Below are 12,663 nucleotides of genomic sequence, written 5' to 3' on the forward strand. Positions count from 1 at the left end.
TTGAAAACCCGGCTTCTTTGAGAGGCTGGGTTATTTTGATCGGGACTTACGCAACAAAAATTTGGTATTCCTAACGTAAGATTCCCCCTTTTTAAGAGCGGCTTTTTGTAATAGGTATAACTCCTAACTCTTAACTCCTAACTTTTCTTAAAAATATGTTAAATCTCAACGAAGAATATTTGATACATAGAAAATGGATGAAACAGGCTTTAAAACTGTCTCAATTGGCGGGAGAAGCAGGTGAAGTTCCTGTGGCCGCTGTTGTTATTGATTCATCCCAAAATATGATTGCTTTCTGTGAAAATAGAAAGCAACGCGACAATGACCCCACCGCTCATGCGGAAATTCTCGCTATAAGAGAAGCAACGCGAAGGTTACAAAGTTGGCGGCTTGATGAATGTAGTCTCTACGTTACTCTCGAACCTTGCCCGATGTGCGCTGGTGCTATTGTCCAAGCCCGTGTGAATCGATTAATCTATGGAGTAGATGACCCGAAAACTGGGGCAATTCGCACGGTTGCCAATATTCCCGATAGTGCGGCTTCCAATCACCGTTTGAGTGTAATTGGAGGCATCCGAGAATCTGAATGTCGCTTGTCATTACAAACTTGGTTTGCTAATCGGCGACATAGCACAACATAAAGGACAGAGGTAAAACTGTCCAGTCAGTGCTACAAAAGTCAGGGGAGAAAATCTACGGTGTTACTAATCAAGAATTCTTTACATTTTGATTTACTTAATATTCAGCAGTCACCGAGATGATGGAATTTGATTTGATATTCGATACGGACAGACGAAAAATAGCCGATAGTAAAGCAAGTACTAAGTTGGCTGATGCGAATTCGCGAATTTCTCCTTGGTTAAGTTCTTTGACTTACCTACTGGCAGGAAATGTACTTTTACCTTTGTACTTTAGCCAAATTACGATTGTCGGACAGGAAAATTTACCAAAAAGCGGCCCAGTAATTTTAGCTCCCACCCACAAAGCACGTTGGGATTCTTTACTTTTGCCTTATGCAACCGGACGTTGCGTTACCGGAAGAGATTTGCGGTTTATGGTTACAAGTACTGAGTGTCAGGGTTTTCAAGGTTGGTTTGTGCGACGTTTGGGAGGATTCCCCGTAAATTCACAACGCCCTTCAATTACAACTCTTCGCCATACTGTAGAATTACTCAAGCGCGGCGAAATGTTGGTTATTTATCCCGAAGGCGGTATTTTTCGCGATCGTGAAGTTCACCCCTTAAAACCTGGAATCGGACGTTTGGCTTTGAGCGCTGAATCTACTCATCCTGGTTTAGGAGTGAAAATTGTGCCTATTTCTTTTAATTACAGTCACCCTTATCCAAGCTGGGGTACGGATGTAAGCATTAGTATCGCTCCAGCAATAAAAGTTTCTGATTATGCTCAAGGCTGTGTAAAGCAAGATGCGAAAAGTCTTACAGATGACTTGGCTTATTCTCTTCAACAACTAAATTATCAATATGATGATTTTGCTAGTAGCGCTTTCATGTCAGTAGAAAGTTAGTTGTTAGTTGACGATTTACGCCCAACTGCTGAAAATTGTTAATTGTTAATTGATAAAGCAAGTTCCCAATTCTTTAATTTGCCTACATCTTGTGGTGCAGTATCAATAATCCATAGTTGCCAGTTGCCTTTGGCTGACTGATTGAGTAGATTTTTTAAAACTGGATGGGTTTGCACCGAATAAGTGGTAAGTAAATCTTGACGACGACCTAAAGTACGACTTTGCAGCAATACCCGTTGATTGTTGGGAGCAATTAAATAAATTTCTAAATCGCTTAAAAATTCATGTTGGATATTGACGTTAACTTGAATATCGCCAATATTACCCGAGTCAGATATCTGAATGGAGCTTTTTATGCCTTGTTTATGATTATCGGGAATAGGTAATACAGAATTATTACGTGCTTCTATAAGTCTGGTTGCAACTGCGGCATTTGCTTGCAGCTTTTGCGCTGCTTTGACAGCCGATAGTGCATTTACTTTACCGTAACCAAACCATTTTGAATGACCGTTCTCATCGTAACTACCGTAACGCAAACCTAGTTGTGGATCTGTGTCCAAATCAACAATTTTATCTGCCGTTTCTTCAAGTATGCGTTTTACTTGTGCGACTGTTAAGTCAGGGTTTACTGACAAAATTAATGCCGCGACTCCAGCGACTACCGGAGTCGCGCTGGAAGTGCCGCCAAAATAACTAGTAAAATCGCCTTTGCTGTAGCCAGCAGATCCTAATTGATCGGTTGTAAACATTCCCTTTCCAGGAAGTGAAGCTGAAATGGCGGGTTGGGAATAAATAAAACCTGTTTGTTCAAACCATATTCCCGGTTGAGCGTTATTACTCGGAGCGCATACCGAAATATTCGTACCCCAATTGCTGTAGGCGGCTTTTTTATTCAAACTAGTAGATGCAGAAACCGTAATTACATCTGGATGTACCGCAAATCCACTTAGCCATCTTGTCTTACCAGTCACAATATTTTTTACCCAACCGCGTTCGTATACCGTGCCGTTAATCGGACGGTTGGCGTTACCAGCAGCAAATAAAATCGCGCAACCCTTACCATTGCGTCCTTTGGTAGCAGCACGAGTAATAGCAGCGCGTTGACGCAAAGAAAGCGGGAAATATACAGCCGTTGCCCCCCAACTGCAAGAAATTACACTCGCTCCTTTTTCAATTGCCCAATCAAAAATCGCTTCTATAGATTCATCATCTAAAAATCCACTAGTACGAATAGGCATAAACGCACAACCCGGAGCAATGCCGGAAATACCCGTACCGTTTTCTTCGGCGATCGCGATTCCCGCACAAGCAGTACCGTGGCTGGGTTGTTTTTGTGATGGTGTTGGTAAAAAATCTTTATCTTTTAAATCTAAGGGGGCAACTATTTTTCCACTACCCATAAAATCGGGATGATTCAGATCCAAAGAATCATCTACTAGGGCAACAGTTATCGAACGAACTCCTCTAGTAATATCCCACGCTTTTTCTACCGAAATATGAGAACCATAAGCTAATTGATTACCACCATTGTGATTTAGATACCATTGTTGAGAATATTGAGGGTCGCGAGGCTTATAATAAGCTTGTTGATGGATAATAATATTCGGCTCGCTAGCTACAACACATGGTAATCCTTGTAACCTATTAGCAATTTTTATGGGATTTTGTGTAGCTTGTTTACCAACTTTAAATGCAAAAGTATTAGGAAGACCATCAATAGCTTTATAAACAATCAAGCCAAACTTGGCTGCAATGGCATTAACTCTGGCAGAATCGACCCAAGAAGCAAATTCAATCGTAATTTGGTCGCTTAGATAAACTCGGTTTCCAGGATTACCTTTAATTTGGTAAACATGACTGGCGAAAGCAACCGAAGTCGAACTCCGCGCTTGAGACATCGCCATCTCTAAGCTACTGGGCGCAACTTTAAACAATTCTAAACGGGAAGTAGGAATAGTATTGCGCCAACTACCTAAAAAATTCTGAGCTAATTCCTTGACAGAAATATTAGAGTTTTTACGAACTGTAAAGCGGTCGGAAATCTTTTCTAGGATTAATTCTTCACCGCCACGTTGTATAATCATTCCTAAACTGCTATCTGGTACTCCAGAGTCGAAATTTTCGCTTGTATTTGCGCTCATATTCATGACAGCGATTTTGGTAACTCTAATGGTTGTGGGAACTCAATCGATTGAATTTTCAGTCTAAATTCACAGACAGTTAGTATGTGGCTTTGCTTTGTTTTGATAGCAAAACAGAGTTAAGATACCCGAAGTTTTCATCCTTACTCTTTTTAGTAGTCCCAAGTATTTATCCCCATGAAATTTGCTGCAACCGTTCCTACTATTTGTCTGACTTTGCTATCGGTAATAGCAAGTTTTAGCCTGCGATCGCCCGCTCACGCTCAGGTTAAACTACCTAGTGGTAGCACGCAAGTACAACCGATAGATCCAAACGATCCAAATAATCTTCAGCCAACCGGACAAACAACAAGCGTGTTGAGTCTCGATGGTGGCAAGCGTTTGATGTCCGAAGCTAGTAATGCAGTTGCTTCACAGAACTATTCTTTAGCTGCCGACAAACTCAAGGAAGCGCGTTTAGTTTTCAATCAGCTATCAAATTTCTACCAGCAGCTAAACTCTAGTTTTGCTGGAATTGACAACAGATTAGCCGATTCCCAGCGCAAAAAAGCTTTATCTACCGCTCAAATGCGAGATGAAGCCACCTATCAGCTGGCATTAGTACACAGAGCGCAAAACAAACCAGAATTAGCCGTACCTCTGCTGGTACAGATTATCAAAAGTCAAAATCCAACCAGAGATTTAGGTAAAAAAGCTTATCAACAATTATTTGAATTAGGTTTTGTTGATTCTCCTTTCGGTAAAGACGGTGGTAGATCTTCTTCTTCTCAGAAATAATAATCCTTTTTGATATCTACAATAAAATTATTAAATGTGCCATCGTTAAATTTTTAGCGGTGGTTTTTGAATTTTGCGGAGTAGGGAGTGGGGAGAGAGGGGAGATGGGGAGATGGGGAGACAAGGGGAGAGGGGGACAAGGGGAATTTTAACCTTTAACCTTTAACCTTTGGTCTTAATTACTTCTAACTGATAACTGACAACCGCTCGCTCTTGTTCAAATTTTGTACATAATATTAAGGTGTAGGGAAATAATTAATTTTAAGGGATAGCGATGATAAGTCCGCAGCAAGTAGAAGAGATGATAAAGACTCAAATGCCAGACGCTCAAGTTAAGGTAGAAGATTTAACTGGCGGTGGCGACCATTATCAAGTAAGTGTAGTTTCATCGCAGTTTGCTGGCAAGGGATTAGTAAAGCAACATCAGTTGGTTTATGGTGCGTTGAAACAAGCTATGTCTACCGAAGCAATTCACGCTCTAGCACTTAAAACATATACTCCCGAAGCTTGGCAAACAGCAGCCGCTTCATAATCGCTAGTTATAAGTTATAAGTTATAAGTTATGAGTTATGAGTTATAAGTTATGAGTTATAAGTTTTGAATTATTTACAGAAAGATTAATTAACTTATAGCTGTAACAATAGTTGTAAACAAACTCTAGCTTCTAGCTTAAAATACCAGTCTTCGCAGCCAAAACACTACTAAAAAAAGGAACAATCATGACACCAGAAACTAAAGAAAAAATTGATAATCTGTTACAGCAAAACAAAATCATGGTCTTTATGAAGGGAAGCAAGTTAATGCCAATGTGCGGCTTCTCTAACAATGTTGTGCAAATAATCAATACTTTGGCAGTTCCTTACGAAACTTTTGACATTCTTGAAGATGCAGAAGTACGTCAGGGAATCAAAGAATATTCTGATTGGCCTACAATTCCCCAGGTTTACGTAAACGGTGAATTCGTTGGTGGTTCGGATATTTTGATCGAACTTTACCAAAAAGGTGAACTACAACAAATGGTTGAAGTCGCAATGGCTTCTTAGGATACCTTCATTACCTCGCCCCTTCCCCTCTCCAAATCATCGGAGAAGGGATTTTGTAAGCCAATAGCTTAGAAAAAGCAAAAATCCCCTCACCGATTTCTTGGATGACCAATTAAATCGGTGAGGGGTAATTAAGTTGAATTGTTACAAAACATCTATAACAAAGTAAATTGCACCACTGGTACAGTTGATATTTTCAGAAAATATGCTAGAATTATCACCGTTAAGCAACATTCACTATTAATTAACAGGGAAAATGTTTATTGATAGTAATCTGGCTCTGCCTCTGGTTGAGTAACTGCAAAATTAGATACATCGAATAGAAAACGACTAGCTTCTTCTTCTAAGCGATGAATTAAATAAGGTTCTATGCCGTTGCTTTGTCTTAGCGCGGCTAAGTAACCGTCTAAATAAATTCGCATATCATCTGTACGATAACCCCGATTCCACATCTCGACGAAGGCATCAGTTAACGTTTGATAGTAGCGGATGGTTCGTGTGTCTTGGAGCATAAGATAAGAGAAAAACGTCGCTATGGGTTGGAATGAGAATTGTAAATGATTCAAGCCTAGATGTGAAGTCTAACTTTTAATTAGGCATGAATTACAACTAAATAAAATTTGCGTGAATAAAATTAGCTATTGTCACGACTTCTACACATATCGTATTCTTTAAAAGGCGAAATGTGATGAGTAAATAAGCGATTGTTATATTTTTCCTACATGATTAATTCATTATACAAATGAATGCTTTACGTTCTTAAAAAGGAAATATCTACCCCCCAGTTCATCCGAAAACGCTTTCATAGCTTATTACAGAACTAGGCTTTGCCCCTCGCAATTTGAATGCAAGTAATACAATAAAGAGAACAAAACTACTAACAAATATCTTATCCTTAGTATACCAAAAATTGAAAAATGTTACCAACCAAGCAAGCAAATTAGGCAACTGCTTAAAGGTAGCTTTCAACTAAAAAAAGCAATAAATGTCAAGCAAATGCCAATTGAAGTAACAACGGTTACAAAACAGATGCTACAGGCTTTGTTACCTTGAAAGTCATACTCGAATGAGGGGTTTGCCACCGTGGGTTCGGTTTGTATAGAAATTATTGAGGGGAATCCCCATTTAAGATCGCTTTTAGGTTGGCACTTACAACAATTGGACTACAGAGTATTTCAGGCTGCTAGCATTTATCAAGCTAAAGAAGCCTTTCTGACTCATCAACCAACACTAGTTGTTCTTGATGCCGATCTGCCCGATGGTGATGGAGTCGAATTTTGTCGTTGGTTAAATCGCCAGCAACAGCCTTTGATTCTAATGCTCTCTGCGCGAAATAACGAAGCTGATATTGTGACGGGTTTGAAAGCAGGTGCTGATGATTACTTGAGCAAACCTTTTGGGATGCAAGAGTTTTTAGCCAGAGTAGAAGCACTTGTTCGTCGCAAGCGTACTCCTGTAGCACCTGCTTATTTAGATTACGGTGCTTTGCAAATTGACTTAATCCAGCGCCGCGTTCGTTTTAAAGGTGAGTTTATTGACTTAACACCACAGGAATTTAGTTTACTTTATGTATTGGCTCAAGCCGCTGGAATACCTCTGTCTCGCTCGGAATTACTACGTCGAGCTTGGCCAGATGCAATAGACAATCCGCGCACGATTGATACGCACGTATTATCATTGCGGAAAAAAGTAGAATTAGATCCACGCCAACCAAGTTTAATTCAAACGATTCGCAACGTAGGATACCGATTTAATGTCGAAATTCTAAATACAAATGTTTCTCAAAATATTTCGCAACCAGCTGCAAAGATAGCTAATCATCAACCAAAACAATTTGCTAGCCAGCATTCTACCATTGCTTCGGGGAGATGAGGGGATGAGGGTGATGGGATGATGGGGTGATGGGGTGATGGAGTGATGGGGGGACAAGGGGACAAGGGGACAAGGAGAAGAATTACTAATTTACTACTTATTACTTGTTACTTGTTATTTTCTACTTCCAACTCCTTACTCTTAACTCTTAACTCTTAACTATTCTCAGTTCCCAATTCTGATTTTTAAAATTCAAAATCATCGTCGGCTTCTGCTTGTTTCAAGGTTTCTTGCAAATTATTCCAGTTTATTTGAGAAGCTGTTTGGTTTGCGATCAAACGCCCTTGCTGCAAGTGTAAAAGCCGGGTGCAAAACATTTGGGCTATATTTAGCTGATGATTCACCATCAAAATTGTTGTCTGATGATTTTCGTATAGCTGATTTAAAATTTTTATGATGCGCTCGGCGGTGCCTAAATCTAGGTTAGAGGTTGGTTCGTCTAACAATAAAATTTTTGGCTGGATAACTAAGCCTCTGGCAAGGTTTACTAACTGTCGCTGTCCGTTGGAAAGCTGTGTTTCTGTTCTTCCTAACCAGTCGTCTGGAATATGTAGCTGTTCCATCCAATAGTTTAAGCGTTGCTGAATTTGAGACTTGGGTAGATTTCGCAATACAAGCGGATAAGCTAAAGCCTCTCTGACGCTCATTCCTAACAACTTTGGTTCTTGTGATACTAGTATTACAGATTGACGTAATGATTGAGCGGCAATTTGCTGATATTCTCGATTGTCAAAATAAATTTTACCATTTGAAGGTTCGTACAAACGATTTAAAAGCCTTAATAAATAAGACTTTCCCGCACCAGTGGGGCCTATAATTGCAATGCGATCGCCTTCGTAAACCTCGAATGAAATATCCTGCAATATCGGATATTCGGGTAATTTGTGTTTGGCTTGAGCAGTCAGTTTTTCCGTGTAGCTGACTTGTTCTAATTTGAGTTTGATTTTAGGCTTCGTCTGCAAATTTAAAACCTGTTAATTGCTGTTAGTTAAGTTTTGTCGGCTTAATAGTCGAGTTAATATCTAAAATACTATTTTGGACTTAAAAATATAACTCGTCATTTTAATTGTGAACGATTCAACTATATCTTGTTTGCCGACAATGATGGACATCTGGGAACAAACCCTTAATTGGCAGCCATCTCCTCAACAGCAACAACAGTTTCAGCGTCTTTATGAGTTGATTGTTGAAGCAAACCGTCAGCTAAATTTAACTCGCATTATCAACCCTGAAGATTTTTGGGAAAAACATTTGTGGGATTCTTTACGGGGAATTAAGTTTTTGATTGCAGCAGAGGGGAGGGGGAGAGAGAGGGTAGAGGGGGTAGAGGGGGTAGAGAGAAAAAAAACTAAGATTATTGATTTAGGTACTGGTGCTGGTTTTCCTGGTATTCCGGCAGCTATAATAGTTAATAATTGTACGATTAATCTAGTTGATTCTACTAGGAAAAAAATTAATTTTATAGATAGCATTTTACCCGAACTTAACCTAAATAACGTTAAAGCTACTACTTGTAGAGCAGAAGAAATTGGTCGAGACAGTAAGCATAGAGAGAATTACGATATAGCCTTAATTCGTGCCGTAGCTTCAGCTTCAGCTTGCGCGGAGTATGCGTTACCATTGTTAAAACCAGGGGGATTAGCTGTAGTTTACCGGGGTAGCTGGACGGAAGAAGAAAATATTAGCATGGAAAACGCCGTTCAACAGTTGGGTGGCAAAATAGAATCAATCGAACAATTTAATACACCTTTGAGTAAAGGCGATCGCCATTGTTTGTATTTGCGAAAAGTAGCAACTACACCCGCCAAGTTTCCCCGTGCAGTTGGCGTACCCTCTCGGAATCCGCTTTAAGAGTTAGGAGTTAAGAGTTAGGAGTTGAGAATTAGGAATTAAATCTACCCCCTCTACCCCTTCTCCCCCCTCTTCCCCCTCTCTCCATGCCCAAATGATAATTGATAATTGTTAATTAATTGTCGCGTATATTAATTTACGAGTTTTTCCCAGAATATTCTTGAGATAATTAAAGAAAAAGATTATAAACGTTTTACAAATTAAGCATAGTAAGGAAGGTAAAACAGCCATGAGTGAAGCAGCAGATGTTAAAACAACAGATATAAATAATAAAAGTTCGGGGTTTTCTAAATTTAAGAAAATTCTAATTGGTATCGTAGTTGCCACAATTGCGGGTGCGGCTTTATACGGCGCTGGTTGGTGGCAAGGGCGCTCTCAATTTTCTTCTGATGATGAGCCAATTAAGCAAGAGTTACAGCAAACTAAGGAATTGTTGAATACAGCAACAAACCGCGCTTATTTAATGGAAGCTCGCGGCGATTTGTATGATGTTACAGTCAACTTAGATGAGCGTAACTTTGGTATGGCAAATACTCGCTTACAAGAAGCAGCAGCAGCTTTAGGAAAAGTTGAGGATACAGATAGTAATTTGAATATCAGTAAAATACAAGAGTTGCAAAAGGTTGTCGCGAAAAAGAATATTAATGTTGCGGTTAATTTAGAACAACAGCGCAATACTGTTTTAAGCTACATTAATGTTTTGAATAAATTGATTCCTGCTGAAGGAAATTTGGAGATTCCCGCAGCGGAAGAAGCACCTCAACAGTAAACTTTTAAATTGAGTTAACTGAAAATAGATGAATGAAAACTGTAGTTATTTGTAAGTGACTACAGTTTTTTGTTGGCTAGTTAAACAAGCTTTGCTTAATTGAGTGATACTATATATGGTACTATTTCTCGATGAGTAAGTTAGAAAACCTCCGGAAGTTAGATTTGAAGATGTACGCTACATTTTAGAAGCTTTTGGATTTGAAGAAAAACGCTCTAAAGGCAGTCATCATAGCTTTTGTAACTTTCAAGGTAGAACGATTACTGTTCCCAAAAAAGGTGGACAAAAAGTTAAAGGGGTGTATGTAGAACAAATTATTGAACTATTAAATTTAGAAGAGTGGGATTATGACAACGTTGAAACCCAAGAAGAAACAGATTGAAAACCAATCATTAGAAGGTTGGGTGGAAACGCACAAGAGATATTTGCATCCATATGAAAAATCTAGATTTGCGTTGTAACCCAACATTTTATAACTTGTTTGAAGCGTCTCTTATTCGTTGAATTTATATATTTTTGTGATTTACTCATCAACTATCAGATAGGAGCGATGTCTACGACGGGCTACGCCTACGGATTACTTTTAAGACAGTCGCTACTTTATTTCCTTAACCGACCAGTATTGTATCTCAACCGACCAGATTAAAAGCGAAGCGTGTTCTAGCACGAAAGATTTTCGCCTGGAGTTACACCCAACCTCTGGGCAAACTGCTTGTAGAGTTTTATTCTACTCTGAGCCTGTGGAGTCACCTGCCCCTTACCACATTCGATGCCTCCATTGATGATGTTAATGGTCATACCGAAGCCAGACGTACTTATGGCATTGTGGCACGATGGCTTGGGTGATTGGGGAGTCATCCAAAACCAGAGGGCGGTCATGAAGGAAATGGAGCTATCCTTTGCAACCAGATCGGGGTTGTTGAGCAGATCAATGCCGAGGGCTGCCCCGCACGCACCATAGTTGTAGTTCCACGACAACTGGATCGGTCCGCGACCGTGATATGTTTTCCCCTGAACACACGGATAGGTATTATTGGCTGGATCGCAGTAATGAGTCCAATTTGCTGTGTTCAGTTCTTCGATGTATTTTAGATCCCCAGTCTCATGGGCAATATTTGCCAGGAACGCAGTAGCCTCACGTTTATGTTGTTCGTCCGATCCTTCATTGCAGAAGCTTGGGTATTTCTGCGTTGCTGACACTAGACCGTCGTAGGAGTAAAAACTGTTACGGTTTGGGAACATAGCTTCAAAGATTTGGCGCGATACAATACCCGCAAACCCATCGCCAGGAGGAGAAGGGGGATTTGGAGGAGGAGTATCAACTGCTAGAATTTGAAGTTGTTGACCAATTTGTAAACTTTGAGGCTGAATATTACCGTTAGCAGCAGAGATTTTTTGCCACTGATTGCCATCACCATAGTATGCTTGAGCTATATCAAATAATGTGTCTCCAGCTTCTACGGTATGGGTTGTTGGAGGGTTTCCCTGTTTTCTAGCCATAATTTTTTCTTTCAATAGCTTGAATTAATCAATTGAGTTGTTGTCATCGGTTAACGCAACCTAAAAGATCGGCGATGTCTACGACGGGTTTCGCCTACGCACTTACAGTAAATCTGCCGTTAGACAATCTCCGATTAGGAGACGTTAACCCTTACAATGCTTGAGTCGAAATCTAAATTCAGTCGATGTCTATTAAGAAGACAGATGCCGTTAAAAAACTGATTGACCAGTAAAATTTCCTGAAGGACTGTAGCGGCAAACGAGTCTAGCGTTGCCATCACCACCGTCAACAACAGCACACCCTACTTGCGTAGTATTTCTCCAAACCATTTGAGTATAGTGACCGACATCAGCCCAATTGCCAGTATTACTCACATTTGGGAAGGTTCCATTGACAAAATGCTGCTTTTCATTCCCCCAACTCCCAACCATTTGTGTAAAGCTAAACCTGCGTGATGTTCCCATCCAAAGGTTTTCTCCTTGCTCTCTCCTCTGTCTACTATGCTCGAATTTTCTGTTGGAACTGAGGTAATTTGCCCACTCTTGAGCATCACTCGCCAAAGTATTAGACCAAGTGAGAGGTGAAACACCGACTTGCGATCGGTACGAGTTGTGGGCATTCAGTATCTCTTGTGCCATACCACCGCCTGACGAACCAGATGGAGTACCTTGTTCGACTTGTTTGAAGGATGAGATTATATCATTCCATTCATTGCCGACAAAAGCATATTCACCTGGTGTCAGCCGAAAACTTCTTCCTTGGAAGTTTGCATCCTCAAAAAATTCCCAAGTGCCAAAGAGAACTTTAATCGAGGATATTTTGTCATTCCAAAAATCTCCAACAAAAGAAGAGTCCTGATTAAACGGACCTGATGAGCCTCCAGAGAAATTGGCATCTACAAAAATTTCGATAGACATAATTAACGCTCCAAAATTTGATGTGAATTTGATATGAAGTAGAAGTTTGGCATTTAGGAGCAATACTTGAGTTAGCCCTAAAAGTCGTTTTCTCCTTTCGTTAAATGTTCAATTTTCCAAGTAAGCTCTGGCTCACTTGTTACTCATTATTCAGATTTCCTGCCGCCAATACCACCAAAGTTTACAACTTTAAGAAAAAAGTTAAGGATTTACACTAGCAAATACCCTAAGCCATTCCTCATATTGGTTTCAGTTACCGAAAATTTA

At 39.9% G+C, this 12,663-nt stretch carries 12 protein-coding genes and 2 pseudogenes; 9 read left to right on the top strand and 5 right to left on the bottom strand.

Annotated elements, in window-relative coordinates:
- Positions 1–155 precede the first annotated feature (155 nt).
- A complete protein-coding gene (locus tag ACM03V_RS01825) occupies positions 156–641 on the top strand; it encodes a nucleoside deaminase (protein WP_414619040.1) in 486 nt (161 codons plus the stop codon).
- Between the two features lie 116 nt (positions 642–757).
- The gene (locus ACM03V_RS01830; RefSeq protein ID WP_414619041.1) at positions 758–1,525 is read left to right on the top strand and encodes a lysophospholipid acyltransferase family protein; all 768 of its coding nucleotides are present in this window, start codon (positions 758–760) and stop codon (positions 1,523–1,525) included.
- 38 nt (positions 1,526–1,563) lie between these two features.
- On the opposite strand, the gene ACM03V_RS01835 is transcribed toward ACM03V_RS01830, so the two are convergent.
- Positions 1,564–3,672 carry a S8 family serine peptidase gene (locus ACM03V_RS01835; RefSeq protein WP_414619042.1) on the bottom strand — a complete coding sequence of 703 codons (2,109 nt, stop codon included), beginning with the start codon at positions 3,670–3,672 and terminating at the stop codon, positions 1,564–1,566.
- Positions 3,673–3,843: 171 nt separating this feature from the next.
- Here ACM03V_RS01835 and ACM03V_RS01840 point away from each other — a divergent pair, with 171 nt between their 5' ends.
- The 3 genes from ACM03V_RS01840 (at position 3,844) to grxD (ending at position 5,486) form a co-directional block, all read left to right on the top strand.
- Positions 3,844–4,443 (top strand): hypothetical protein, encoded by a 600-nt coding sequence (locus tag ACM03V_RS01840; RefSeq protein WP_414619043.1) that lies wholly within the window; start codon positions 3,844–3,846, stop codon positions 4,441–4,443.
- Between the two features lie 274 nt (positions 4,444–4,717).
- The gene (locus ACM03V_RS01845; protein ID WP_414619044.1) at positions 4,718–4,975 is read left to right on the top strand and encodes a BolA family protein; all 258 of its coding nucleotides are present in this window, start codon (positions 4,718–4,720) and stop codon (positions 4,973–4,975) included.
- Positions 4,976–5,162: 187 nt separating this feature from the next.
- On the top strand, positions 5,163–5,486 hold the full coding sequence (gene grxD, locus ACM03V_RS01850) for a Grx4 family monothiol glutaredoxin (RefSeq protein WP_414619045.1): 324 nt from the start codon (positions 5,163–5,165) through the stop codon (positions 5,484–5,486).
- 260 nt (positions 5,487–5,746) lie between these two features.
- Here the strand turns inward: grxD and ACM03V_RS01855 are convergent, their stop codons facing one another.
- Positions 5,747–5,998: a DUF6761 family protein gene (locus tag ACM03V_RS01855; RefSeq protein WP_414619046.1), complete on the bottom strand. Its 252-nt coding sequence runs from the start codon at positions 5,996–5,998 to the stop codon at positions 5,747–5,749.
- Positions 5,999–6,569: 571 nt separating this feature from the next.
- Between ACM03V_RS01855 and ACM03V_RS01860 the strand changes: the two genes are divergently transcribed.
- The gene (locus ACM03V_RS01860) at positions 6,570–7,358 is read left to right on the top strand and encodes a response regulator transcription factor (protein ID WP_414619047.1); all 789 of its coding nucleotides are present in this window, start codon (positions 6,570–6,572) and stop codon (positions 7,356–7,358) included.
- Between the two features lie 185 nt (positions 7,359–7,543).
- On the opposite strand, the gene ACM03V_RS01865 is transcribed toward ACM03V_RS01860, so the two are convergent.
- The gene (locus tag ACM03V_RS01865; RefSeq protein WP_414619048.1) at positions 7,544–8,320 is read right to left on the bottom strand and encodes an ATP-binding cassette domain-containing protein; all 777 of its coding nucleotides are present in this window, start codon (positions 8,318–8,320) and stop codon (positions 7,544–7,546) included.
- 106 nt (positions 8,321–8,426) lie between these two features.
- On the opposite strand from ACM03V_RS01865, the pseudogene rsmG reads away from it, so the two are divergent.
- The 3 genes and pseudogenes from rsmG to ACM03V_RS01880 form a co-directional block, all read left to right on the top strand.
- A pseudogene (gene rsmG / locus ACM03V_RS01870) lies at positions 8,427–9,209 on the top strand (16S rRNA (guanine(527)-N(7))-methyltransferase RsmG); the annotation flags it as partial.
- Between the two features lie 229 nt (positions 9,210–9,438).
- Positions 9,439–9,978 (top strand): hypothetical protein, encoded by a 540-nt coding sequence (locus tag ACM03V_RS01875; protein WP_414619049.1) that lies wholly within the window; start codon positions 9,439–9,441, stop codon positions 9,976–9,978.
- A 178-nt stretch (positions 9,979–10,156) separates the two neighbouring features.
- A pseudogene (locus tag ACM03V_RS01880) lies at positions 10,157–10,360 on the top strand (type II toxin-antitoxin system HicA family toxin); the annotation flags it as partial.
- A gap of 278 nt (positions 10,361–10,638) precedes the next feature.
- Here the strand turns inward: ACM03V_RS01880 and ACM03V_RS01885 are convergent.
- Both ACM03V_RS01885 and ACM03V_RS01890 read right to left on the bottom strand, forming a co-directional pair.
- A complete protein-coding gene (locus tag ACM03V_RS01885) occupies positions 10,639–11,478 on the bottom strand; it encodes a glycoside hydrolase family 19 protein (RefSeq protein WP_414619050.1) in 840 nt (279 codons plus the stop codon).
- Between the two features lie 210 nt (positions 11,479–11,688).
- Positions 11,689–12,396, bottom strand: a complete 708-nt coding sequence (locus ACM03V_RS01890) for a CAP domain-containing protein (protein WP_414619051.1) — start codon at positions 12,394–12,396, stop codon at positions 11,689–11,691.
- Positions 12,397–12,663 lie beyond the last annotated feature (267 nt).

It is taken from the genome of Calothrix sp. CCY 0018 (genome assembly GCF_963920925.1).
In the GTDB taxonomy this organism is placed as follows: Bacteria; Cyanobacteriota; Cyanobacteriia; order Cyanobacteriales; family Nostocaceae; genus Rivularia.